This is a genomic window from Sporolactobacillus sp. CQH2019 (assembly GCF_028765345.1).
GTDB lineage: Bacteria > Bacillota > Bacilli > Bacillales > Sporolactobacillaceae > Sporolactobacillus.
Window position 1 is genome coordinate 1 of record NZ_JARAJZ010000020.1, and the last position, 24,149, is coordinate 24,149.

A 24,149-nucleotide genomic window follows, 5' to 3' on the forward strand; every position below is an offset into this window, starting at 1 on the left:
GGGGCTGTCCCCCCGTGAGAGTAGGTCGCTGCCAGGCAATATGGAACAAGCAGAAAGAGAGAGGCACTTCTCGGTTAGTGAGAAGCACCTCTCTTTTTGTTAGCGTACAAAGCATTGAGTGCTGCGGACGGCGATAAAGAAGGCGTCCTCCGCAGCACGTTTTTCTATCTGCGGTTTTGCGCTGTGAATGCACATTGCGCGCAGCTGCGGCCGCGAAAGAAACGTAACTGGGAAACGAAAGAAAAACGCATGAGGCGTGAGCGTGAAAGCTTCCTTGATAATGTCTGCTTGACTGGTCTTGACACCGGTACTGCTTGCTTCACTCGAAGAGAATTCAGCAGAACAGCAAACCGCGCGCGTTGAATGACCATCCTGGCGGCGGGGAGTAGCCGGCGGCGGAAGCCGAAGACGTCACACATTTTGTTTTCTCGAAGAACGGGGGGACGTTCATTTGCCGGATGCTCCCTGTAAAGCGATGTTCAGGACCGCCGGAATTGATCCTGAACAATAACAGGACTAAGATCATCGCAAATCGCAAAAATCAACATGCGGCTGGCTAATCCGGTCCCGTTTTTTATAAATAATAACTGGTTCATAGTTTTATAATGATATGATAAACTGTTTATAATTCGTATTGCCTCGATAAAAATAAAGGAATAATGTCCAGGAAATAGGATGGGGGCCCGTCCGGATTGAAAAATGAAAACTGTGACAAAGTTCGTGCAAATCGTGTTAAGGGAAAGAAACAGGAGGTCGTGAACGGGTACACCATCAAGTACCATGCGAACGGCAAGGCCATATGGTCCAAGGGAAAGATTGTTGACGGAAAAGCCGACGGTTATTGGGAATGGTACCGGATGGATGGGACGGTAAAACGATCGGGACATTTTGATATGGATCAGCCCGTCGGCGAATGGATCACATACGACAGAGAAGGCAAAAAATACAAGGTGACGAACCGGGGGAAGAACAAATAGAATATCAATTAAGGAAGATCGTTTCGGCGATCTTTTTTTCCGCCTCTTTTAAGAAAGTGAGGCATTGTGGCGGTCGATTTTGGGCTGAGGGTCGGAATCGAGAGCGAAAAAACTCTATCCGATGTCAGTCAAAGCCGCAAAATATCAGGCAGTGCTTATTACATCGACCAAAGCGGCAGGTCGGGGAGTTCCTTGCTGTCCGCTGCCTGAATGGCGATCCGCAATTTGCTGTCAAATAGCTGTCAAATATTGGTCAGGTACTTGACAATATAAGCTGCTGTTTCTATACTATAGTCAGGTACTTGACAATAGTCTTTTCATGTTTCAGAACCAATAAAGGGAGGCAATTCGGATGAATAGTACAAGGGAGGAAGCTGTAGAACAACTCATTCATTTGCAGATGCTGTTACACCGCTACCAAATGAGAAATTTCAAGAACTTCGGCCCTTTTAACAACCCGCTCAGGGGACAGGGACGTATACTTTCCATCTTGAAGTTAAAGCCTGAAATCAGCCAGAAAGATCTCTGCTACCTATTGGATATGAGTAAACAGTCTTTAGCGGAGCTCCTCGGGAAATTGGAGAGTAACGGATATATCGTACGTGAAACGTCCACGAAAGACCGCCGTATCTCCAATGTCAAACTGACCAAAGAAGGTGCTGAGGTCGCAGACAAAATGGATGATACAGTACCTGAAATGCAGGAACTGTTTGACTGCCTGAACGATCAGGAAGTGAATAATCTCAGCGATTATCTTAGACGCATCACTAAAACCCTTGAAGAACAATTTGCAGATGACGGCGATGATTTACATAAGCGAATGATGGAGCATTTCATGTATAAACGCTTAATGGAACATGCCCGTCATCATTTCGGAATGGGCGGTTTCCCGGGTTTCCACGGAGGAAGGTAAGGTGTTAATCTGCCTGCGGAGCCGGGCATGAAAATGGTAGCGGGGAATGCGAGTAAAAGGATTCCATCTGCTAACCTGTAAAGTAAAACCGTGATGTTGTTAAATGTGCACATTTCGGTTTTGCTGCGGACGGTGCATTTTGTGCTGTCCTCCGGTGCCCTGTAAAATTCAGGAGTTAAAAAATGGACTATTTTGCAGTCGAGGGGATACTGTGCAACAGTCCAGATCGGATTCAGGAAGCTGAAACAGGTCAGCGAAAGTTGAAACGAAAATGAGCAGGTGCGCCGAAACGCAAAAAAGTTGCATCTAAATCTTAAAAAGTTGCGACGGATCACTCAAAAGCCGCTCCGAAATTTGAATTGGAGCCGGTTGAGCCAGCATGACAAAAAGTCCGGCCGTTTCATATTTTGGCGGGCCTTTGCTTCATTCCTGTCGACTTTATGCACCGTGCGTATCCTCTTTTATATCGGTACTTTCGGTAAATATCTTTTTTGCAGATAAATGTCGATACGATAATTTCATGTTCATAAATAGCAGAAAAAGTTATTTAATATTATAAAAAGGTTATCCTCTGTTTACAAAAGTCCCATAATGTTTAAATGAACGAATTTCCGGTTGTTCAATCGAACGGAACATATTGTGGAGGCCGGAAAAATCATGGGTTTATTATCCAATATCGGGTCCGCTGCTGTCGAAAATGCATGTAGCCCGGGACTTTATATGTTTTTTGTTCAATGAGATTTATTTTGATTGGAGATGGAAGCATTTGATTCGTCTGTCAAGATATCTGCGCCCCTACCTGTCCCCGGTAGTCTTTTCGATTATTTTTGTTTTCCTGCAGTCGCTGGCTAATCTGTTCTTGCCGACGCTGATGTCGGATATAGTCGATACAGGCATAGTCAAAGGAGATATGCCTTATATTTTTAAGACAGGCATTTTAATGCTTGTAGTGACCCTTGTAGCCGGGGGCTTCACGATTGTTTCCAATTATCTTGCGTCAAAGGCTGCAACAGGTTTTGGGCGGGATCTGCGAAACGGGATGTTTTCCCATGTCGAGACCTTTTCCTTAAAAGAATTTGACCGGGTCGGCACGAGTTCTCTGATTACACGAACGACGAACGATATTGCACAGATCGAACAGGTCTATATAATGATGCTCAAAATGATGACGATGGCGCCGCTGATGTTCATCGGCGGGATCATTATGGCGGTCTATAAAGATGCAAAACTGTCGCTTGTTCTCGTTGTTGCATTGCCCGCTATATTGATCTCGGTTTTTTTCCTCGCGAAAAAGGGCATTCCGCTCTTCAAAGAAATACAGAAAAAAATGGATCGGCTGAATCTTGTGCTTCGTGAGGGACTAACGGGCATCCGCGTCATTCGTTCTTTCAACCGGACGCATTATGAAATCGGCCGGTTTGACGCGGCCAATCGGGATATGACGCAGACAGCCGTTCGAGTGAATCAGATCATGGCTGCCGCCATGCCGCTGATGATGCTGATCATGAATCTTTCGACGGTTGCCATCGTATGGTTCGGCGGACTGCGGATCAGCAGCGGAAATATGCAGGTCGGTGATCTGATGGCATTTATCCAGTATGCGATGCAGATTATGTTCTCGATCCTGATGGGTGCGATGATGTTTATCATGATCCCGCGTGCTCAGGTTTCCGCCGGCAGAATTAACGAAGTTCTGGATATCCGTCCCGATATCATTGATCCGGAAGAGAAAGAGCACCACCCGGGAAACGGTGCCGGCGTCATATTCGACGATGTCACCTACAGCTTTCCCGGTGCCGAGACACCGGCTCTTTCCCACATTTCCTTTAGCGCCCGTCCCGGTGAGATGACGGCGATTATCGGAGGGACAGGTTCCGGAAAATCGACGCTGCTGAATCTGATTCCAAGGTTTTATGATACCGCGGGCGGCCGCGTTCTTGTGAACGGGACGGACATTCGGGAGATGCCTCTTGAAGAACTGCGGGGGATGATCGGCTATGTTCCGCAGAAGGCGGTGCTGTTCACCGGAACGGTTGCGGATAACATCCGCTACGGCAACGACACGGCGACGGAAGAGGAAATCAGGGAAGCCGCCCGTATTGCGCAGGCGGACGAATTCATCCGCGAAATGGAAAACGGGTACGCCTCAGTGATCGCGCAAGGCGGGAAGAATGTGTCAGGCGGACAGAAACAGCGGCTGGCCATTGCCCGGGCCATGGTCAGAAAACCCGCCATTTATTTACTGGATGACTGTTCTTCGGCACTCGACTATCGGACTGACGCCAGGCTCCGTGCCGGATTGAGAAGAACGATCGGATCGTCGACTCTGATCATTGTCGCCCAGCGGGTCAGCACTGTCATTCACGCCGACAAGATTATTGTTCTTGATGAAGGGAAAATCGCGGGTATCGGCACGCATGAAGAATTAATGGCTTCATGCCGGGTTTATCAGGAAATTGTCGCATCACAGCTGGAAAAGGAGGAGCTTGCATGAGCAAAGAAGAGGACAGCCGGCGCGGCAGAAGCGGCGGCTGGGGCCGCGCGCACATGCGTGTGCCGGCGCAAAAAGCCAAAAATTTCAAGGGAACGTTCAAAAGGCTGATGACCTATCTGAAACCTCATGTATGGACCCTGATCGTCGTGTTTGCGGCGGCGATTCTCAGTACAATTTTTTCGATCATTGCGCCTAAGCTGATGGGGGACGCGACGACAAAACTTTTTCAGGGAATGATGTTGAAGTTGAAGGGCGTTCCCGATGCCCGGATTGATTTCGGCTATATCTGGAACATCGTTGTCGTTTTATTTGTTTTATATGTGCTCAGTTCGCTGTTCACTTACGTGATGCAGTATTTGATGAGCGGTGTTTCGCAGAAAATGGTCTATGTGCTGCGAAAGCAAGTGAACGAAAAACTGGCCAGGCTTCCGATCAGCTACTTTGATTCGCGTACTTATGGGGAAGTGCTCAGCCGGGCGGTGAATGATTCCGAGAATATCAGCAATACGCTCCAGCAGAGTCTGACGGCATCCATTACTTCAATTGTCACGCTGCTCGGCGTCGTGGTGATGATGCTGACGATCAGCCCTCTTCTGACACTCGTTCTGCTGCTGACTCTTCCGCTCAGTTTTGTCGGTATTACCTTCATTACGCGCCGGTCGCAAGGTTATTTTAAACAGCAGCAGGAACAGATCGGCCATTTGAACGGCCATGTAGAGGAAATGTTTACCGGCCATCAGATTATTAAATCCTACAGCCGGGAACGGCAGTCCATTCAAAATTTTAAAAAAATAAACGGACGGCTCTATGATTCCGCGTGGAAGGCCCAATTCCTGTCCGGAATTATGATGCCGTTAATGATGTTTGTCGGCAATATAGGATTTGTCCTGATTTCGGTTGTCGGCGGTATTCTGGTTATCAAGCGTTCGATCGAAATCGGCGATATTCAGGCGTTCATTCAATATGCCCGCCAGTTCAGCCAGCCCCTGAACCAGATTGCCAATATCTCCAATATTATTCAGTCGACGGTCGCATCGGCCGAGCGGATTTTTGAGATTCTGGATGAAAAAGAGGACGTTGCCGATCTTCCGAATGTGACGGTGCTTGAACATCCGCAAGGACATGTCCGCTTCGAAGATGTCGGTTTTCGCTATAAAGAAGACAGTCCCTTGATTGAACATATGAATATTGATGTCAAGGCCGGGCGGTCCGTCGCGATTGTCGGGCCGACCGGTGCCGGAAAAACGACGCTCGTCAATCTGCTGATGCGTTTTTATGAGTGCCGCTCAGGGAAAATATCCGTTGACGGCGTTGATATTACAAAACTGAAAAGGGAACAGCTCCACCACCTCTTCGGCATGGTTCTGCAGGATACATGGCTGTTCAAGGGTACCATTCGCGAGAATATTGCCTACGGGCGTCAGGATGCGACGAAAGAAGAGGTGATCCGGGCGGCCAGAGCCGCTCATGCGGATCATTTTATCCGCACGCTTCCGGACGGATACGACACGGTGCTGAATGAAGAGGGAACCAATATTTCCCAGGGTCAGAAACAGCTCCTGACAATTGCACGGGCTCTGCTGGCCGATCCGGTCATTCTGATTCTTGATGAAGCAACAAGCAGTGTCGATACGCGTACAGAAGTGCATATTCAGAAAGCCATGCAGAAGCTGATGCAGAATCGGACGAGTTTTGTTATCGCTCACCGTCTTTCGACGATTCAGGATGCGGATCTGATTCTTGTAATGAATCACGGTCAGGTGATCGAACAGGGCACACATCAATCCTTGCTGCAGGCGGGAGGGTTCTATTCGGAGCTCTATAACAGTCAGTTTGCGACGGAGGCCGAAGAAAAAGGAGCCGTCTGAACCGTGTACAAGTCTATTAAAGAGAAAAAAAGTCGGGCCGATCGCCCGATTTTTACTTATAGCGGTTTATAATGAAGACCTTATTTAAGCCGCTGCCCGCTAAACGTATTTACTCTCTGCCGAAGCAGTATTAAACTTTATAGTGTTGTCAGCAGACGAAAGATATGAAATGAGGAAAATCAATGGTAAAAAAAATTGTATTCACCGGCGGAGGATCGGCAGGTCATGTGACGCCGAATCTGGCGCTTATCGATAAATTAAAGGATGACTGGGAAATAGCCTATATCGGTTCAAAAAATGGGATTGAAAAAACCTTGGTTCAGAACCACGGAATAGACTATTATGCCATTTCAAGCGGAAAACTGCGCCGTTATTTTGATATGAAAAATTTTAAAGATCCTTTTAAAGTGCTCGCCGGAGTGATGCAGTCTTTTTTTATCTTAAGAAAAATTAAGCCCGCTGTTATTTTTTCAAAGGGCGGCTTTGTCTCCGTTCCTGTTGTGATCGGCGCCTGGTTAAACCGAATTCCCGTCTATATTCACGAATCCGATATTACTCCGGGTCTTGCCAACCGGATTGCGGTCAATTTTGCGACCAAGCTGTTTGTCACTTTCGAAGAAGCCGCGGCTAATTTTCCGAAGGAGAAAGTCGTGTATAGCGGAGCACCGATCCGGGACGTTCTGCTGCAGGGAAATAAACAGAAGGGACTGCAATTTCTCGGCTTTCGGGACGACAAACCAGTGCTTTTAGTCATGGGAGGAAGCCTTGGCGCCAGAAAAATAAACGAAGCGATCCGGGCAGCACTTCCGAATTTACTTAAAACTTATCGGATCGTCCACCTGTGCGGGAAAGGGAATATTGACGCCGATTTAGAGAAAAGAAGCGGATACCGTCAGTTTGAATATGTCGATCAGGAACTGCCCGATATTCTGGCCGCGTCGTCATTGATTGTTTCCCGTGCCGGTTCCAATGCGATATTTGAATTTCTTGCCTTGAAAAAACCGATGATTTTAATCCCGCTTCCGCTTCGATCAAGCAGGGGGGACCAGATATTGAATGCCAAGTCTTTCCGCGAGAAGGGATTCTGTGAGGTACTTGATGACGATACACTGACGGCCGATAAGCTGCTGGACACACTTGAGCGGGTCCGCCGCAACCGTTACGATTATATCGATCGAATGGCTGCGGCACGGAACGCGACCGACGGAATCAACAACATCCTGAACTGGCTGACAAAGTATTGATGAAAAGGACCCGCGCCGATTTCCGGATGCTTTTGAGATTGCCTGCACCGGCGGAGGGCGGATGCATATGTTTTCCGGGATTATCATCCGGGGAAGAAACGGTGCGCAGGGCCAGACATCCGTCCGGAGGAAACAGCCGGACGGCGCCCGATCTTCAAATTGCCGATTAATCGGTCGTGCGCATCGGCTGAGACTTTGTCCGGACGGCATGTCTTCCGCAACCGTTCACGGCTGTTCATGTAAAACAAGCCGTTTGATGCGGCAAGCCGGGACACTTCTTTTTGGTTATTTGCCTGTAGCCGTTTCCCTTTTTCCGAAAAATATGTTCCTACATTTGGAAAATATGAAAAGCACGGGACAAACGACTTTTTCGTATACATGTTTGTAGCCATGAAAAAGAGGTTAAGATATTTGAAAGAAGTCAGATGAATAGATTCATCGGGCAATGGCTATCCTGTGACGGGGGTGGTGAAAATGGCCATGCAGATGCATTCGCAAACGGGTGAAACGTGCCTGATTTGCGGACAGGTAAAACAGACGGGCATTCATATTTGCAATCAATTAATCTGTGATTCTTGTCAGGAAAAAATCGTAAAGACAGATGTGACCGATTGGAAATACAAACATTATGTGAATAAACTTTCTCAGCTCCGGCTGAAAACAATGAAGCAGACTGAACAGACAAAATAATCGTTTATCGGGAAGGAGAAGTCCTCAGAAAGAGCGGCTTCTCAATTTTTTTCAGAACAGCGGGTGATAAAAAAAGCCGCGGCAGATAAAACGCGGATGCCTGCAAAATGAGGAAACAGGATGAAGGTTTTTCGGCTTAATGCACCTTTGCTTTCGGGACGATGCAGATTGCCGTTGTCTAAAAGTCTCTTTATATAAGAATTTTTTAGCATAAAAATAAAATAGGAATATGCAGGCTGAAATAGGGCGCGATACGCGGCTGTCGGAAATCGGCGGGGGATAAAAGTCGGGTTGGCTGATCGTTCTTCGATTATGTTAAAATATAAGCATATCAGTTGAAGTAAGGGATTTGCATCATGGATCAGAACCGGACACCGGTTTTTGACGGATTGCTCAAATACAGAAAAAAGCAGGCCTACTCGTTTCATGTTCCAGGCCATAAAGACGGGCTTATCTTTCCGGAAAGAGCGGCTTCTTTCTATAAGCGGTTGTTGGCACTTGACGCTACGGAAGTTGCCGATCTGGACGATCTGTACCATCCGACAGGCATCCTTCGCGAAGGGGAGGCACTGCTCAGCGATTACTACGGTACACGCTCCAGTTATTTTCTTGTGAACGGTTCAACGGGCGGCAATATGGCGATGGTCATGGCCGCCTGCTCACCGGGGGATGTCGTCTTTGTCCAGCGGGACTGTCATAAATCGATTTTCAACGCGTTGAAACTGGCGGATGTCCGCCCGGTTTTTCTTGCCCCCTCCGTCGATCCCGGATCCGGCCTTGCGGCGGGTATCGATCCGGAGGCCTGGAAGACGGCGGTCAATCGCTTCCCGCAGGCGAAGGCACTCATTCTGACCTATCCGAATTACTACGGAATGGCGGCGGATATCGGCGCCCTGGTCCGCGAAGCCCACGATCACGGATTAAGCGTGTTGGTAGACGAAGCGCACGGACCGCATTTCAGGATGGGGCCGCCTGTTCCTCCGAGTACGCTTGAGATGGGGGCGGACATTGTCGTACACTCGGCGCACAAAATGCTGCCGGCCATGACGATGGGTGCGTTTCTGCATGTTAACAGCCCGCGCGTGCCCGCCGAGAAGGTGGAAAAGGCGCGGGCGATGCTGCAGACTTCCAGTCCGTCTTACGCGATTATGGCATCGCTTGATCTGGCACGCTATTATCTTGCCAATCTCAGTCAGAGCAGACGTGAGCACATATTTTCGGAACGCGATGCTTTTGTTGCGGCTTTGAAGACTATCGATAAAGTTAAAGTACTGGAGGCAGGGGCGGGCCGTTTTCGGTTCGATCCGTTCAAAATAACGGTAGAAACGGAAACCGGAGAATCCGGGTTTGGCTGGCAGAAACGGCTGATAGCTGCCGGCATTTTTCCGGAGCTTGCCGATCCGCGCCACGTGTTATTTGTGCTCGGCCTGACGGACCGTATCGATTACGGTCCGGCGCTGAAACGGATCGCCGGCAGTCTCGGCGGTTTAGAAAAAAAGCCGCCCGCCTGCCGCGTGCCGCCATTTCCTTTTCCGCGCTGTTCAACGCCCGCTCTTGCCTGGCGGACGCGGTCGGAGATGGGTACGGAGGAAGCGGATCTGACGGACGCAGCCGGCCGGATTGCGGCGGAGCCTGTGATCCCTTATCCGCCCGGGATTCCGGCGGTTATTGAGGGCGAGCGGATCACGGAGCAGCAGATTGCCGCCATTAACGGCTGGCGGCGGTCGGGAGCGGTGTTTCAAAATGACAGTACCAATCACGGGAAAATCATTATCTACCGGACGGGAGCACGATGAAAAGATGGATCGCAAAGGACTTTTTATTACATTCGAAGGCCCTGACGGTGCAGGGAAGACCACTCAAATCGGCAGGCTGGCGGCCGAACTTGAAAATCGGCATATACCGTATATCCTGACTCACGAGCCCGGAGGAACCGATATCGGTGATCAAATACGCAAAATCATCCTTAATCCCGAATATTATCGGCTTACTCAGAAGGCTGAGATTTTGCTTTACGCGGCATCGCGAAGCCAGCATGTCGAAGAAAAAATCAGGCCGGCACTGGTTCAGGGCAAGATTGTTCTGTGCGACCGTTTCATTGATGCGTCGATTGCTTATCAAGGATACGGCCTCGGGCAGCCGATCGAAATGATTCGGTCGATTAACCGTTTTGTGTCGGAAGGTCTGACTCCGGACCGCACGTATATGATCGACATTGCGCCGGAAGCAGGACGCAGCCGTTTAAGAGAACGAAGCGGGAGCCCGGAAAAAGGGGTAACGGAAGCGGCGGGTGATTTGGATCGGATCGAGCAGCGGGAACTGGACTATCACCGGCGTGTCAGGGAAGGGTTTTTAACACTTTGCAGAGAAAATAAACAGCGTATTTGCCTGATTAACGGCGAGGACAGCGCAGATACGGTGTTTGATCATATTCTGAAAGATTTTCATCATTTTTTGGCCGGCTATATGCAAAAAAGGTGAGAGGATGATTTCTATTGAAGCTGATCTTGACGGTAGTCCAGGATAAAGACGCTCCCCGCCTGCAGGAGGCTTTGATCGGTGCGGACTTTCATGCGACAAAACTGGCGACAACGGGCGGATTTCTGCGTTCGGGCAATACAACGTTTATGATCGGAACAAAAGACACGAGAGTCGACGAGCTGCTTCGGCTGATTAAAGAACATTGTGAAAGCAGAAAACAAGTGATGTCGCCGATCTCTTCGATCGACAGCAATGCGGACGGCTATATGATGCATCCTGTTGAAGTCGAGGTCGGGGGAGCAACCGTCTTCGTGCTTGAAGTCGATCAGTTCAAACAATTTTGAAGCATTTACTGTTTCGAAGGGGCTGAAGAGATGCCAATCAAGATAAGCGGAGAAACGAAAATCAATGAGTCGCAGACCGGCCGCGGTACGGCTGCTTTAAAATCGTCCGCATCGTTTGAGAGCACACTCTCTGAAAAGAAACAATCGCTGGATGCGGATGCGCTTAAAGCACTGCTTGATAAAATCGACGGACAGGCGCAAAGGGTGTCGTCATCGCGAACGATTCACGATGTGCAGCTGTATAAACAATACGTCCGTTCATTCATGCAGGAAGCCGTGCGGACGGGACTCGGGACGCAGCAGTCGCGATCCTGGCAACAGGGAGGGACAAAGCAGCAGCTCGTCGGGATCGTGGATAAGAAACTGATCGCGCTGACCAATGATCTTTTGGATAAAAATAAAGAAGGAATCGATCTGCTGGATCGTCTCGGCGAAATTCGCGGGCTGCTGATTAATCTTTATGTCTGAAGCGTGCCGGAACGATGAAGTCCGAATCCTTTGTAAGTGAGTGGGCGTATGGCTATGATCAGCTGGAAAACATTGGACAGTCAGCAGAAAACAGTAGTGAGAGTGCTGCGGCATGCCGTGCAGAGGCATGAACTGGCGCATGCATATTTACTGGAAGGCCCCGAAGGAACGGGAAAGAAGGAGGCTGCCCTGTTGCTTGCGCAGACGCTGTTCTGCGAGTCACCGCAGGATGGGGAGCCGTGCCGGAACTGCCGCAATTGCCGGAGAATTGCCTCGGGCAATCATCCCGATGTGATACGCATCCGGCTGGAGCAGGACGCAGCAACGATCAAAAAGGAACAGATTGCCTTTTTGCTGAAAGAATTTTCCTACCGAAGTGTGGAGTCTTCAAAAAAAATATTCATTCTTGAAGATGCGGAAAAAATGACGGTTCAGGCTGAGAACAGTCTGCTTAAATTTATAGAGGAGCCCCATTCGGGAACACTGGCTCTTCTGATTACGGCTCATATGCATCAGCTGCTGGATACGATCATTTCAAGATGCCAGGTGCTGACTTTTATTCCGTTGTCCGATCAAGCGATCGAGGAACGGCTGTTTCAGGAACATCAGCCGCGTGCTCTTGCAAAATCCGCTGCTGCTCTGACTCACGACTATGAGGGCGCCGCCGCTCTATGCAAGGATGAATGGTTTGCGGAAGCGCGCACCCAAGTGATACAATTAGCGCAAAGGCTGCAATTGTCTTCCGAAGCTGCCCTTTCTTTCATTTACGAAAAATTTTCCCCCACCTTCGATAGTGCTCAGCGAATGGTCATGGGTTTGGATTTGTTGCTGTTTTGGTACAGGGATATTTTATCGCTGCATTTGAACCGGTCGGAAACGGTGATTTTTGAAGATCAGGCTGAAGGGCTGAAAGAACAGCTGCTTCGCCTTTCCGAAAAACAGGCCGTAGGTGCCATGTCCCTGATTCTTGAGGCCCGCAGGCAGCTGGATGCCCATGTAAACAGTTTAAGTGTCATGGAGTGGCTCGTTATCAGGCTAGGAGGTATTCTTTAATTATGAAATACGATATTGTCGGCGTTCGTTTCAAGAAAGCCGGAAAGATATATTATTTTGACCCGGATCAGTTAGCGATTCCGGAGGATTCCCGTGTTGTTGTCGAAACCACAAGGGGGATCGAATGCGGGACAGTAGTCATCGGCAAAAAAACGGTGGATGAGGAAGATGTCGTGCTTCCGCTGAAAAGAGTCGTCCGGCTTGCTACGGACGCGGACGGCCTTCAGGTCCGCAAGAATCAAGAGGATGCGGAAGCCGCAATGGATATTTGCCTCCATAAAATAGACGACCACCATTTGGAAATGAAACTGGTGGATGTTGAATATACATTTGATCGCAATAAGATTATTTTCTATTTTACTGCCGACGGCCGTGTCGATTTTCGGGAACTGGTCAAAGACCTGGCATCGGTTTTCAAGACGCGGATTGAATTGCGGCAGATCGGCGTCCGCGATGAGGCCAAAATGCTCGGAGGCATCGGCCCGTGCGGCCGGATGCTCTGCTGCTCCACTTTTCTCGGCGATTTTGAACCCGTATCGATCAAGATGGCGAAAGATCAGAACCTTTCTTTAAATCCGGCCAAGATTTCCGGTGTCTGCGGCCGGCTGATGTGCTGTCTGAAGTATGAGAATGATCAGTACGAATCGGCAAAACGGGCACTCCCCGATCTGGGTGAGACAATTAATGTGCACCACGGAAAAGGCCGGGTGGTCGGACTTAATATTTTGGAACGTCTTGTTCAGATCGAACTGAAGGATGAAAATAAAGTGATAGAATATACATTGGATGAGCTTATTGAAGAAGGGGCTATTTCTTCGCAAGCCACTAAATAAGAGGTGGATGAACTTGGAGAAAAAGGACATTTTCTCGCAAGTCAGTCATTTGGAAGAGCAGCTGGGACAAGTTTACGTAGAGTTCGGTCATTTGAAATCCCGGCTGGCCGAAGTGCTTGAAGAAAATCAAAATCTCACCCTTGAAAATCACAACCTGAGAAGACGGATTGAAAACGCCGATAGTGAGCGGGCCACCGAGAATAAGGGGCAGACGGGCGATAAAATTTCAGAACCGGATATCGGCGAAGGATATGATAATCTGGCCCGGCTGTACAAAGAAGGCTTTCATATCTGCAACCTGCATTACGGAAGCGTACGTAAAGACGGGGACTGTCTGTTTTGCCTGTCCTTTCTGAACAAAAAATGACGGAGCGGCACCGTTATTCATGGTTATTCCCAGGGCTCGCCTTATTCGGCGGGTTTTTATGTAAAAATCAAAAATTCAGTTACAAGGGAATGGGCACGCAGATGACAATAGACGGCCGGAGTGAACGAATCGATTATCTTTTTAATACGGATCTGCAGATTATTCAGTCGAGTGAACGGTTTGCTTTCTCACTGGACTCCATACTGCTGGCGCGTTTTGTCTATGTACCGATTCAGCACGGCAGGCTCGCCGATCTGTGCACGGGAAACGGAGTGATTCCCTTTCTCCTGTCCCGCCGGACAAAAGGGCGGATTACCGGCATTGAGATTCAACCGGAAGTCTGTGAGCTGGCGGCGCGCGGAGCGGCACTCAATCATCTGCAGGATCGGATTGATTTTATTTCCGGCGATGCGAAAAGGCTTCCCGATTATCTTGGAAACGGAAACTGCGACGTGGTGACGTGCAATCCTCCTTATTTCAGCAAAGAGGCGGCACGCGATCGCAAGCTAAACCCTCATCTGGCCATTGCCCGCCATGAGATACTGATTACACTTAAAGATGTCATTGTGACGGCGGGCAGATTGCTGAAATACGGCGGGAAGTTCGCACTGGTGCACCGGCCGGAGCGGCTGGCCGATATTCTGGCCGGAATGCGCCTCGCGGGGATGGAACCGAAACGCCTGCGCTTTGTTCATCCGAGAAAAGAAAAAGCGGCTAATATGGTCCTTGTCGAAGCAACAAAGGGCGGGAAATCCGGGCTTGCCGTTCTGCCGCCGATTACCGTGTACGATTCGAAGGGGCGCTACACGGAGGATGTGTGGCCGAATACATGAAAAGTTACAGTGTCTATATACTGGAATGTACGGACGGAAGCCTTTATACAGGCTATGCGGCGGATGTCCGGAAGCGGTTTGCTCTTCATTGCAGCGGAAAGGGCGCGAAATATACGCGCAGCCATAAACCGCTCCGTATTGTTTATGAAGAGCAGTTGCCGGATAAGTCATCGGCGCTGCGGCGGGAATGGACAATCAAGCATCTGACAAAACGGGAAAAAGAAACATTGATACAAAGGAGCGGCGCTGATGTGGGAGCAAAAGAGTTTCCAGACGGAAAATAACGGCACGGGCACGCTTTATCTTGTTCCGACGCCGATCGGCAACCTGAACGATATGACTTTCCGGGCACTGGATGTTTTAAAAAAAGCGGATATACTGGCGGCTGAGGATACGCGCCAGACCATGAAGCTGTGTACGCATTTCGATATCCATGTGCCGCTTGTCAGCTATCACGAGCACAACAAAAAAACGAGCGGGAAAAAACTCATTGGCGAGCTTGAGGCCGGCAAAAATGTGGCCCTTGTGACCGACGCCGGAACGCCGGGCATTTCGGATCCGGGCAGCGATCTCGCCGCCGAGTGCATCGGGCGCCGTGTCCCGGTTGTCCCGCTCCCGGGCGCCAATGCGGCAGTTACCGGCCTGATCGCTTCCGGCCTGCCGACAGATCATTTTTTGTTTTACGGTTTTCTGCCCCGGACTAAGAAGGAGAGAGAGCAGGCGCTGGAGGACCTGAGCGTTCTGCCGTTCACATTGATTTTTTATGAATCGCCGTTTCGTGTCCGTGAGACAATCAAGGATTTAAATGCGGCCTTCGGCAAGCGCCGTATTTCGCTTTCCCGCGAGCTGACGAAGCGCTATGAAACGTTTGTCAGGGGGGACATCGGGGAGGCGGCCGATTTTCTCGACCGGGGCGAAACACTGAAAGGCGAGGTCTGCCTCGTTGTAGAGGGAAGCTCCGCGAAACAGGAAGCTTCGGAAGCCCTTTGGTGGGCGGCAATGGATCTGAACGCTCATGTCGACTATTACGTGAACACGCGGCACTTGACGGTCAAAGAGGCAATCAAGCAGACGGCCGTCGATCGTTCGCTGCCGAAGCGCGAGGTTTATCGAATTTATCATCATATTGAAGAATAATGCTTGAAGGGCCGGCCTTTTCCGCTGCAGAGAAATCTGTCTGATAAATCTGCCGCTTTCTTGACATTCATCTGGGTGAAAAGTATAGTTCATTTAAGAAAGGAATCATTTGGAATCGCTATTTAAGGAGGTTGCAGGGACTTTATGGCTGGAGAAAAGAAATCATTTTATTTAACGACGCCAATTTACTATCCGAGCGGAAGATTACATATCGGCCACGCGTATACAACGGTGGCCGGAGACGCCATGTGTCGCTACAAGAGACTGCGCGGCTATGACGTCATGTTTCTGGCCGGTACCGACGAACACGGTCAGAAAATTGAACAAAAGGCGGAAGAAAAAGGGACAACGCCGATCGCCTATGTCGATGAAGTCGTTGCCCAAATCAAACAACTGTGGAAGAAACTCGATATTTCCTATGACGATTTTATCCGCACGACACAGGAACGTCATACCAAGGTCGTGCAGAAAATCTTTCAGAAGCTGCTCGACCAGGGAGATATTTATCTCGGCGAATACGAAGGCTGGTACAGCATACCTGATGAAACCTACTATACCGAGTCGCAGCTCGTCGACATCGAGCGTAACGACAAAGGCGAGGTGATCAGCGGCAAAAGTCCGGACAGCGGACACAAGGTCGAGAAGGTCAAAGAAGAATGCTATTTCTTTAAGATGAGCAAATACGTCGACCGGCTGCTGAAATATTATGACGAGCACCCCGATTTTATTCAGCCGGAATCGCGCAAGAACGAGATGATTAATAACTTTATCAAGCCCGGTCTGGAAGACCTGGCTGTTTCGCGGACTTCGTTTTCCTGGGGCATCAAGGTGCCGAGCAATCCGAAACACGTCGTCTATGTCTGGCTGGATGCGCTGACCAACTACATCACGGCGCTCGGCTACGGATCGGAAGATGACAGTAAATTTAAAAAATATTGGCCGGCCGACGTTCATCTGGTCGGTAAGGAAATCGTTCGTTTCCATACGATTTACTGGCCGATCATCTTAATGGCACTCGGTTTGCCGCTGCCGAAAAAAGTGTTCGGACACGGCTGGCTGCTGATGAAAGACGGCAAAATGTCCAAGTCGAAGGGCAACGTTGTCGATCCCGAACCGCTGATCGACCGCTACGGACTGGACGCGCTGCGCTACTACTTGCTGCGCGAAGTGCCGTTCGGCGCCGACGGCGTGTGGACACCGGAATCGTTCATTGAGCGGATCAATTTCGATCTGGCCAATGATCTGGGCAACCTGCTGAACCGCACCGTCGCCATGGTTGAGCAATACTGCGACGGCCGCGTTCCCGCTTATCCCGGCCGGATAACGGCTTTTGACCGGCCGTTTGAAGAGGCGCTCACGAAAACTGTTTCCGTCGTCGAGGCACAGATGGAGAATCTCCAGTTTTCTGTTGCGCTGTCCGCCATCTGGAAACTGATCGGACAGGCGAATAAGTATGTTGACGATACACAGCCGTGGGTCCTGGTAAAGGATGAAGGGAAAAAGAAAGAACTGGCGTCTGTCCTGGCGCATCTGGTCAATGCGATCCGCTCGGTTTCCATTCTGATCCAGCCGTTTTTCACATCGACGCCGGAAAAAATTTTCCGTCAGCTCGGCGTGACAGATCCGGCCGACCGAACCTGGGATTCACTCTATGATTATACCGTCAATAATGGCGGCTGGACGGTTCACAAGGAAGATCCGCTTTTCCCCCGCCTTGACATTGAGAAAGAAGTCGACTACATTAAATCGCGGATGCGCGGAGCGGCGGAAACGAAGCTGAACGGGAATAAAGAAAAAAAATCAAAGGCTGCGGAAGAAATCGGATTGGACACTTTTGAAAAAATCGATTTGCGGGTCGCCGAAGTGCTCGAAGTCGAGAAGGTCAAAGGATCCGACAAATTGCTGAAACTGCAGCTTGATCTTGGCTACGAAAAGCGTCAGGTCGTTTCAGGAATCGCTGCTTATTATAAACCCGAAGAACTGATCGGGCAGAAAATCATTGTGATTGCCAATCTGAAATCGGTAAAATTGCGCGGTGAAATATCGCAGGGAATGCTGCTGGCCGGAGAAGCAAACGGCCGGCTGAAAGTAGCGACCGTTGCCGGGCAGCTGCCGAACGGGACAAAGATCCGTTAATCCTGAAATACACAAAGAAAGCCGGCGGGAAGAAATGTGCAGATGTCTACATGCATGGCTTCCCGCTTTTTGTACGGACACGTTTCCGGTGCTGTTCGGCATGACTTTTTCATAGAACAGGAGAGGTGCCTCATGTTATTTGATACGCACACGCACATCAACGACGATGTTTTTGACGGGGATTTTTCGGACGTTCTGCAGCGGGCGCGGGAAGCGGGAGTCGACAGGATGGTCGTTGTCGGCTGCGACCGGCCGCTGATCGGGAAAGTCTTTCCGATTCTCGATCACTATGACGGCCTGTATGGAGCAATCGGATGGAATCCGGAAGACGCCGTCGATATGACCGAGGAAGACTTCAGCCTGATTACGAGAAATTTAGACCATCCGAAGATTGTAGCGCTGGGCGAGATAGGACTCGATTATCATTGGGACAAGTCGCCGAAAACGGTGCAGCACGCCGTCTTTCGGCGACAGATCCGTCTGGCGGTTCAAAAGGGGCTGCCGCTGATCATCCACAACCGAGAGGCGACGGAAGATACAGAGCAGATACTGCGTGAGGAGCGTGCCGATACGGTCGGCGGCGTCATGCATTGTTACAGTGATGACTGGCCGTGGGCCCGAAAATTTATCGAACTGAACTTTTATATCAGTTTCGGCGGCCCGCTGACCTTCAAAAATGCCGGCCTTCAGCGGGAAACAGCGGCCAGGGTGCCGCTCGACCGCCTGCTGATTGAAACGGACTGCCCCTATCTCAGCCCGCAGCCGTTTCGCGGGAAGCGCAATGAGCCGGCAAGAGTCCGCCTGGTGGCGGAAAAATTGGCCGGGATTAAAGGCGTATCGCTGGCTGAGATCGCGGAAATTACCTCGGAAAATGCCGAGCGCTGTTTTCATATCGGCCGGTTTTCTCAAATAAACTGAGGGTAAGGTATAAAGCGGGGGAGTCAGGATATGATTGTCAAAGAAATTATTGTGGTGGAAGGGAAAAGCGATACAGAAGCCATCCGCCGGGCGCTCGAGGCCGATACGATTGAAACCAACGGGTCACGGGTCAGCCGGCAGACTATTGAGGCCATTCGCCGGGCGTGTGAGCGGCGCGGGGTGATTGTCTTTACCGATCCGGACTTCCCCGGGGAGCGGATCCGCAAAATCATCAGCCGGCAGGTACCCGGATGCAAGCATGCGTTTATTACCCGCAGTCAGGGCAGGGGAGCGTTAAATGAAAGCCTGGGCATTGAACATGCGTCGCCTGCGGTTATCCGCGAAGCCCTTTCCAAAGTCTACACGCAGTTTGAAAGTCCGGATGAACAGATTTCGATGCAGATGCTGAGAGATTACGGGCTGCTTGGCGGCGCCGAATCCCGCCGGCTCCGCGAGCAGCTGGGCGATCTGCTTAAAATCGGCTATACAAACGGTAAACAGTTATATAAAAGGCTGCGCATGTTCCGGATCACTCCGGAGGAACTGGATCGGGCCATGGCTGCCGTCAATAGAGGAGGATCCGCCGGTGAATAAACGCATCTCTTCGCCGAGAGTCATACTGGATGCCATTCGCCGGCATCAATTCGCCTTGAAAAAAAGCCTGGGCCAGAATTTTCTTGTCGACGAGAACATTTTGAGACATATTGTCGAAGCGGCAGAGCTGACAGAAAACAGCTATGTACTGGAAATCGGACCGGGTGCGGGGTCGCTGACCCGGTTCCTGGCCGAAAAAGCAAAAAAAGTGATCGCAATCGAAATCGATCGCCGGCTGGAGCCGATACTGAGGGAAACTTTGCAGGGCTATGAAAATGTCTCCGTACATTTCGGCGATGTGCTGAAAATCGATCTCGGAGGAATAATCGCTGAGGAGTGTCCTGAAGGGGCTCCGCTGACCGTTGTTGCGAATCTGCCTTATTATGTGACAACGCCGATTCTGATGAAACTGCTGACCGGCGGACTGCCTGTCCGGACAATTGTTGTCATGATTCAAAAAGAGGTCGCCAGCCGGCTGGAAGCCGGACCCGGCCAGAAAAGCTACGGATCCCTGTCGATTGCCGTGCAGTATACAGCCGATCCGAAGATCGTCATGACGGTGCCGAAAACTGTATTTGTTCCGCAGCCCAATGTCGATTCGGCCGTCATCAGGCTTGACGTACGTTCCGCAAAAAAAGTAAACGTGCAGGACGAGGCCTTTTTCTTCAGACTTGTCCGCGCCAGTTTTGCACAGCGCCGGAAGACCCTGATCAATAATCTGATAAACAATCTCTATTCCAAAGACAGAAAGGCGGAGCTTCTTTCCCTTCTTCATGCCCTCGGCATTGATCCGGAACGCCGCGGAGAAACGTTGTCGATTGCCGAATTTGCCCGGCTCAGCGATGCTTTGCAAAGGGATATAACTTAAAGTGGTTTTTTTCATCAAAATATTTTTTGCAGGAAACGGAATCGCTTCCTGTTTTTTTATTGAATCATTGCCGCCGCACATTCCGCGTTTCCGGAATTCCGGCGGGGGCTGTACGGCCGCTTTTTTGAAGGCGCATATCGGCTGTTTTCATAACATAAGATGATAGGGATGACCTTGATTTCGGACGCACGGTCTGTGGATGGGGAGAAGGGAGACGAACATGGCGATTCAGGTGGGGGATATCGTGGCCAGGGCGTCCTATCAGTTTGATCTGCCCTTTCGTGTGGTGATGATTCACTCTGAGACAGAAACGGCCGAACTGACGGGACATGACTTGCGGCTCTATGCAGATGCGCCGCTGGATGATTTGAAGGTGGTCACCGACCGCGATCAGGAGAGGTATGAACAAAAGACCCGTTCCAAGGAAGCGGAATCTTACCGGCTGTTCCGCCAGGATTATCAGCAGATGAAATTAAAAAGAGAGTATACGGCAACCAGCGGCTACCGGTCGGGGAATTCCTACTTCGAAATGCCCGGACGGGTCCTGCATCTTGACGGTGATCCGTATTATTTACGAAAGTGTCTGAATGTTTACGAAAAGCTGAATGTGCCCGTCATCGGGAAATACATGCTTGAGGAGGAAATGCCTGAACGCGTTCCCAAACTGGTTGCTCAGATTCGCCCGGATATTCTCGTTCTGACGGGTCATGACGCTTTTATGAAAAATAAGGGAAACCCGGAAGAGATCAAGGCTTATCGCCATTCCGGGCATTTTGTCCGGACGGTGAAGGAGGTCCGCTATCACTCTCCGGGCCTTGATCAGTTGATTATTTTTGCCGGTGCCTGCCAGTCGCATTTTGAATCGCTGATCCGTTCGGGCGCCAATTTTGCAAGTTCTCCGGACCGTGTCAACATTCATGCGCTCGACCCGGTTTATCTTGCTGCCAAGATCAGTTTTACCTCATTCATGGACAGCGTCAATGTGTGGGAAGTGCTTCGGAATACGCTGACCGGACCGGGCGGACTCGGCGGGGTGGAAAGCCGCGGCATGCTGCGGACGGGCCTGCCTTATCCGCCGGAATAGCCGATCCTGCTGCCTCGCCGTTGCCGATTTTTTCTAAAAAAAGCGACAGTTGAATTTTATTGCTCATTAAAGCGCATATTAGTAAAGGAAACAAAAAGGGTATTAAAGAAATCATCAAAAACATTGACAGTCATAACGATTTCTTGATATAATCAAAAATATTTTGACTTTTTGGCATCCATTGTGGTACACTTATAATTGAGCGAGGTGGATTGTCGAGATGGGAAAAACCATTAATGATATCAAAGGCGCTTTGGATGAACGCGTGGGCAAGCGCTTAACGCTTAAGGCAAGCGGAGGCAGGCGTAAAACCATTCAACGCATCGGCGTTTTGGAAGGGACTTATCCGTCTGTCTTTATCGTACGCTTGGATAAAGATTCGAACAACTACGACCGTGTATCCTACAGTTATACGGACGTGCTGACGGACTCGGTAGAGCTCACTTTTTTAGAGGAAATGGCAAGCGGGCAGTAAAGCCCTTCTTTGTCTTCGAAAAGCAATCGATGATCAACGGATGCGTGCACCCGCTTTTTTTGTTTCCCGGTTGATGGAGGCAAACGGGCGTACGTATTTCAAACAGACGCGTCCCTTTTTCATCCAGGCTGCCTGGGCGCATAGAAAAAGGACGGCCGGCACATCCTATTCTTGCTCGACCATTGGAAAGGAGCTGTACCGGTCATGGCCAGACGAAAGGGCATCATGTCTGAAGCGTTTAAAATAGAACTTGCCAAAGAGCTGGGGTTTTATGATACGGTGAAAAAAGAAGGATGGGGCGGCATCCGTGCCCGCGATGCGGGAAATATGGTACGGCGCGCCATTGAGAAAGCCGAACAGCAAATGACGGATCATGCTGATTAAGGCACGATGATTGAGCATGAAAAAAGGGGTTTTTGCCGAATAAAAGGCAGAACCCCTTTTTCTTACGGCCGGTTTCCGATATGATGAAAGATATAATAAGAAACGAGGGAAACGATTGAGAGTACTTGAAAAAGCGCCGGCAAAAATCAATTTGTCCCTGGATGTGCTCGGCAGGCGCGAGGACGGATATCACGAAGTCAGAATGGTGATGGCAACCATTGACCTGGCCGATCGGGTTGAATGCGAAAGCCTGGCGGAAGATGAAATCATTATCCGGGCGTCCGCTCCGTATGTACCCGAGGACGATCGAAACTTTGCGTATCAGGCCGCTAAACTGATTAAAGAGAAATATTCCATCCGCGCCGGAGTAAGGGTCTCCATAGATAAGCGGATCCCCGTCGCTGCCGGGCTTGCGGGCGGGAGCAGCGACGCGGCGGCAACGATTCGCGCCTTGAACAGGCTCTGGAAGATCGGCATGACTTATAAGTCGATGCTTGATATTGCCGGGAAAGTCGGATCGGATGTTGCCTTCTGTATCAAGGGCGGAACCGCACTGGCTACCGGAAGAGGCGAGAAGATCAGTCCGCTGCCGCCGCTGCCGCCGTGCTGGATTATTCTTGTAAAGCCGGATGTTTCCGTATCGACCGCCCAGATTTATCGTGAATGGGACGATCAGCCTGCACCTGCACTGCATCCGGATGTCGATGCCATGATTGCCGCCATTGCGCGCAGAGACTTTCTGGCGATCTGCCGTCTGCTGGGAAACACTCTCGAAGCCGTAACGATGAACAAAGTCGCCGAAATCGCCCGAATCAAAGCCCATATGAATCGGATCGGTGCGGAGGGCATCCTGATGAGCGGGAGCGGTCCGACCGTGTTCGGCCTGACGCAGCGTGAGTCGAAAATGCAGCGGCTGTTGAACGGAATGAAGGGTTATTGTCCGCAGGTTTATGCCGTGCGGCTGTGCCGGTCGGCCGAACTTGTCTAAATACGAATAATGGTGTAAAATTGCTTTGAATTATTCGTATTTGGAGGACTGTTATGAAACTGAAGAGAAGCAGCAGGCTGGTGGATATCACGGCGTTTCTGCTGCAGCATCCCCACCAGATTATTCCGCTGTCGTATTTTTCAGATCGGTATGAATCTGCGAAATCCTCAATCAGTGAAGATCTGGCCATTATAAAAGATAATTTTGAATCTTTAGGGGCCGGCCGGCTGCAGACGCTTGCCGGTGCGACGGGCGGCGTCAGTTATATGCCCTGTATGGGCCGCCCGGAAGCGGAACAATTGCTCGAAAGGCTGAAAGGACAAATGGCACAGACGGATCGCCTGCTCCCAGGAGGCTATCTGTATATGACGGATATTCTCGGCAGACCGGAATATGTCAATGCGATCGGACGGTTGATTGCTTCTGTTTACATAGACGAAAAAATCGATGCGATCATGACGATGGAGACAAAAGGCATTCCGCTGGCCTATGCCGTCGCCTCCCAGCGCAGCGTTCCGGTTGTCGTCGTACGCCGGACGAGCAAGGTCACCGAGGGGTCGACGGTCAGCATCAATTACATTTCGGGTTCGTCTAAAAGAATTCAGACAATGGTGCTGCCGCGGCGCAGTTTAAAAGAAAACGCGCGCGTGCTGATTGTCGATGATTTTATGAAAGCGGGCGGAACGATGAAGGGGATGATGAACCTTTCCCGGGAATTTGGTGCAGTCGTCGTAGGAATGGCTGTGTTTGTCGAGAGGAAAGATGAGCGGCATAAATTGGTGAGCCATTATACATCGTTATTAAAGCTCTCCATTACCGAAACAGAGAACAATCTGAAGATCGAAGACGGCAATGTCATGGAGCAGCTTGCATCCTGCTCCGATTGAAAAGTTGCATCTCTTTGAAAAAACGTCGGGGGCTGTCTTAAAAACCTTCTGAACGGAAAAGCAGACGGAACTGAAAAACAGGACTGACCGCATAGGCAAAGCATATTTCGAAA

General features: G+C 50.2%; 25 protein-coding genes. All 25 read left to right on the forward strand.

Going from position 1 to position 24,149, the window contains the following annotated elements; genetic code table 11:
• Positions 1-692 precede the first annotated feature (692 nt).
• On the forward strand, positions 693-977 hold the full coding sequence (locus OYT88_RS19260) for a toxin-antitoxin system YwqK family antitoxin (RefSeq protein WP_274401991.1): 285 nt from the start codon (positions 693-695) through the stop codon (positions 975-977).
• Positions 978-1,329: 352 nt separating this feature from the next.
• Positions 1,330-1,890, forward strand: coding sequence for a MarR family winged helix-turn-helix transcriptional regulator (locus OYT88_RS19265; protein ID WP_274401992.1), 561 nt, complete (start codon positions 1,330-1,332; stop codon positions 1,888-1,890).
• Positions 1,891-2,656: 766 nt separating this feature from the next.
• Positions 2,657-4,384 (forward strand): ABC transporter ATP-binding protein, encoded by a 1,728-nt coding sequence (locus tag OYT88_RS19270; RefSeq protein WP_274401993.1) that lies wholly within the window; start codon positions 2,657-2,659, stop codon positions 4,382-4,384.
• Positions 4,381-6,252 carry an ABC transporter ATP-binding protein gene (locus tag OYT88_RS19275; protein WP_274401994.1) on the forward strand — a complete coding sequence of 624 codons (1,872 nt, stop codon included), beginning with the start codon at positions 4,381-4,383 and terminating at the stop codon, positions 6,250-6,252. The genes OYT88_RS19270 and OYT88_RS19275 overlap by 4 nt, the downstream gene beginning before the upstream one ends.
• A gap of 182 nt (positions 6,253-6,434) precedes the next feature.
• A complete protein-coding gene (gene murG, locus OYT88_RS19280) occupies positions 6,435-7,496 on the forward strand; it encodes an undecaprenyldiphospho-muramoylpentapeptide beta-N-acetylglucosaminyltransferase (RefSeq protein ID WP_274401995.1) in 1,062 nt (353 codons plus the stop codon).
• Positions 7,497-7,970: 474 nt separating this feature from the next.
• Positions 7,971-8,186, forward strand: coding sequence for a sigma factor G inhibitor Gin (locus OYT88_RS19285; protein ID WP_274401996.1), 216 nt, complete (start codon positions 7,971-7,973; stop codon positions 8,184-8,186).
• Between the two features lie 356 nt (positions 8,187-8,542).
• Positions 8,543-9,982, forward strand: coding sequence for an aminotransferase class I/II-fold pyridoxal phosphate-dependent enzyme (locus OYT88_RS19290; RefSeq protein ID WP_274401997.1), 1,440 nt, complete (start codon positions 8,543-8,545; stop codon positions 9,980-9,982).
• 4 nt (positions 9,983-9,986) lie between these two features.
• Positions 9,987-10,667: a dTMP kinase gene (tmk, locus tag OYT88_RS19295; RefSeq protein ID WP_274401998.1), complete on the forward strand. Its 681-nt coding sequence runs from the start codon at positions 9,987-9,989 to the stop codon at positions 10,665-10,667.
• Positions 10,668-10,681: 14 nt separating this feature from the next.
• Positions 10,682-11,011, forward strand: coding sequence for a cyclic di-AMP receptor DarA (gene darA, locus OYT88_RS19300; RefSeq protein WP_274401999.1), 330 nt, complete (start codon positions 10,682-10,684; stop codon positions 11,009-11,011).
• Positions 11,012-11,041: 30 nt separating this feature from the next.
• On the forward strand, positions 11,042-11,479 hold the full coding sequence (locus OYT88_RS19305) for a YaaR family protein (RefSeq protein WP_274402000.1): 438 nt from the start codon (positions 11,042-11,044) through the stop codon (positions 11,477-11,479).
• 48 nt (positions 11,480-11,527) lie between these two features.
• Positions 11,528-12,532 (forward strand): DNA polymerase III subunit delta', encoded by a 1,005-nt coding sequence (gene holB / locus OYT88_RS19310; RefSeq protein WP_274402001.1) that lies wholly within the window; start codon positions 11,528-11,530, stop codon positions 12,530-12,532.
• Between the two features lie 2 nt (positions 12,533-12,534).
• A complete protein-coding gene (locus tag OYT88_RS19315; protein WP_274402002.1) occupies positions 12,535-13,365 on the forward strand; it encodes a PSP1 domain-containing protein in 831 nt (276 codons plus the stop codon).
• A 13-nt stretch (positions 13,366-13,378) separates the two neighbouring features.
• The gene (yabA, locus tag OYT88_RS19320; protein ID WP_274402003.1) at positions 13,379-13,732 is read left to right on the forward strand and encodes a DNA replication initiation control protein YabA; all 354 of its coding nucleotides are present in this window, start codon (positions 13,379-13,381) and stop codon (positions 13,730-13,732) included.
• Positions 13,733-13,833: 101 nt separating this feature from the next.
• Complete coding sequence (locus OYT88_RS19325) at positions 13,834-14,565, forward strand: tRNA1(Val) (adenine(37)-N6)-methyltransferase (RefSeq protein WP_274402043.1); 732 nt, start codon at positions 13,834-13,836, stop codon at positions 14,563-14,565.
• Positions 14,562-14,849: a GIY-YIG nuclease family protein gene (locus OYT88_RS19330; RefSeq protein WP_274402004.1), complete on the forward strand. Its 288-nt coding sequence runs from the start codon at positions 14,562-14,564 to the stop codon at positions 14,847-14,849. Before OYT88_RS19325 ends, OYT88_RS19330 begins: the two co-directional genes overlap by 4 nt.
• Positions 14,815-15,702, forward strand: a complete 888-nt coding sequence (gene rsmI / locus OYT88_RS19335) for a 16S rRNA (cytidine(1402)-2'-O)-methyltransferase (RefSeq protein WP_274402005.1) — start codon at positions 14,815-14,817, stop codon at positions 15,700-15,702. Before OYT88_RS19330 ends, rsmI begins: the two co-directional genes overlap by 35 nt.
• Positions 15,703-15,846: 144 nt before the next feature.
• Entirely contained in the window at positions 15,847-17,838 is a 1,992-nt protein-coding gene (gene metG, locus OYT88_RS19340; protein ID WP_274402006.1) for a methionine--tRNA ligase, read from the forward strand.
• Between the two features lie 132 nt (positions 17,839-17,970).
• A complete protein-coding gene (locus OYT88_RS19345; protein WP_274402007.1) occupies positions 17,971-18,756 on the forward strand; it encodes a TatD family hydrolase in 786 nt (261 codons plus the stop codon).
• A gap of 30 nt (positions 18,757-18,786) precedes the next feature.
• The gene (gene rnmV, locus OYT88_RS19350) at positions 18,787-19,350 is read left to right on the forward strand and encodes a ribonuclease M5 (protein WP_274402008.1); all 564 of its coding nucleotides are present in this window, start codon (positions 18,787-18,789) and stop codon (positions 19,348-19,350) included.
• A complete protein-coding gene (gene rsmA / locus OYT88_RS19355) occupies positions 19,343-20,218 on the forward strand; it encodes a 16S rRNA (adenine(1518)-N(6)/adenine(1519)-N(6))-dimethyltransferase RsmA (RefSeq protein ID WP_274402009.1) in 876 nt (291 codons plus the stop codon). Before rnmV ends, rsmA begins: the two co-directional genes overlap by 8 nt.
• A gap of 220 nt (positions 20,219-20,438) precedes the next feature.
• Complete coding sequence (gene yabG / locus OYT88_RS19360) at positions 20,439-21,302, forward strand: sporulation peptidase YabG (RefSeq protein ID WP_274402010.1); 864 nt, start codon at positions 20,439-20,441, stop codon at positions 21,300-21,302.
• 220 nt (positions 21,303-21,522) lie between these two features.
• A complete protein-coding gene (locus OYT88_RS19365) occupies positions 21,523-21,777 on the forward strand; it encodes a Veg family protein (RefSeq protein ID WP_274402011.1) in 255 nt (84 codons plus the stop codon).
• 204 nt (positions 21,778-21,981) lie between these two features.
• A complete protein-coding gene (locus OYT88_RS19370; protein WP_274402012.1) occupies positions 21,982-22,161 on the forward strand; it encodes a small, acid-soluble spore protein, alpha/beta type in 180 nt (59 codons plus the stop codon).
• 115 nt (positions 22,162-22,276) lie between these two features.
• A complete protein-coding gene (gene ispE / locus OYT88_RS19375) occupies positions 22,277-23,149 on the forward strand; it encodes a 4-(cytidine 5'-diphospho)-2-C-methyl-D-erythritol kinase (protein ID WP_274402013.1) in 873 nt (290 codons plus the stop codon).
• 53 nt (positions 23,150-23,202) lie between these two features.
• Entirely contained in the window at positions 23,203-24,036 is an 834-nt protein-coding gene (gene purR / locus OYT88_RS19380) for a pur operon repressor (RefSeq protein WP_274402014.1), read from the forward strand.
• Positions 24,037-24,149: the final 113 nt, after the last annotated feature.

What these genes read in the sequence shown, in the direction of transcription:
- OYT88_RS19330 (WP_274402004.1), top strand. Translation starts at nt 14,562, where the DNA reads ATGAAAAGTTACAGTGTCTATATACTGGAATGTACGGACGGAAGCCTT.
- tmk (WP_274401998.1), top strand. Translation starts at nt 9,987, where the DNA reads ATGGATCGCAAAGGACTTTTTATTACATTCGAAGGCCCTGACGGTGCA.
- OYT88_RS19275 (WP_274401994.1), top strand. Translation starts at nt 4,381, where the DNA reads ATGAGCAAAGAAGAGGACAGCCGGCGCGGCAGAAGCGGCGGCTGGGGC.
- OYT88_RS19305 (WP_274402000.1), top strand. Translation starts at nt 11,042, where the DNA reads ATGCCAATCAAGATAAGCGGAGAAACGAAAATCAATGAGTCGCAGACC.
- OYT88_RS19370 (WP_274402012.1), top strand. Translation starts at nt 21,982, where the DNA reads ATGGCCAGACGAAAGGGCATCATGTCTGAAGCGTTTAAAATAGAACTT.
- OYT88_RS19345 (WP_274402007.1), top strand. Translation starts at nt 17,971, where the DNA reads ATGTTATTTGATACGCACACGCACATCAACGACGATGTTTTTGACGGG.
- yabG (WP_274402010.1), top strand. Translation starts at nt 20,439, where the DNA reads ATGGCGATTCAGGTGGGGGATATCGTGGCCAGGGCGTCCTATCAGTTT.
- murG (WP_274401995.1), top strand. Translation starts at nt 6,435, where the DNA reads ATGGTAAAAAAAATTGTATTCACCGGCGGAGGATCGGCAGGTCATGTG.
- OYT88_RS19285 (WP_274401996.1), top strand. Translation starts at nt 7,971, where the DNA reads ATGGCCATGCAGATGCATTCGCAAACGGGTGAAACGTGCCTGATTTGC.
- metG (WP_274402006.1), top strand. Translation starts at nt 15,847, where the DNA reads ATGGCTGGAGAAAAGAAATCATTTTATTTAACGACGCCAATTTACTAT.
- OYT88_RS19325 (WP_274402043.1), top strand. Translation starts at nt 13,834, where the DNA reads ATGACAATAGACGGCCGGAGTGAACGAATCGATTATCTTTTTAATACG.
- purR (WP_274402014.1), top strand. Translation starts at nt 23,203, where the DNA reads ATGAAACTGAAGAGAAGCAGCAGGCTGGTGGATATCACGGCGTTTCTG.
- OYT88_RS19265 (WP_274401992.1), top strand. Translation starts at nt 1,330, where the DNA reads ATGAATAGTACAAGGGAGGAAGCTGTAGAACAACTCATTCATTTGCAG.
- rnmV (WP_274402008.1), top strand. Translation starts at nt 18,787, where the DNA reads ATGATTGTCAAAGAAATTATTGTGGTGGAAGGGAAAAGCGATACAGAA.
- OYT88_RS19315 (WP_274402002.1), top strand. Translation starts at nt 12,535, where the DNA reads ATGAAATACGATATTGTCGGCGTTCGTTTCAAGAAAGCCGGAAAGATA.
- OYT88_RS19290 (WP_274401997.1), top strand. Translation starts at nt 8,543, where the DNA reads ATGGATCAGAACCGGACACCGGTTTTTGACGGATTGCTCAAATACAGA.
- holB (WP_274402001.1), top strand. Translation starts at nt 11,528, where the DNA reads ATGGCTATGATCAGCTGGAAAACATTGGACAGTCAGCAGAAAACAGTA.
- OYT88_RS19365 (WP_274402011.1), top strand. Translation starts at nt 21,523, where the DNA reads ATGGGAAAAACCATTAATGATATCAAAGGCGCTTTGGATGAACGCGTG.
- rsmI (WP_274402005.1), top strand. Translation starts at nt 14,815, where the DNA reads ATGTGGGAGCAAAAGAGTTTCCAGACGGAAAATAACGGCACGGGCACG.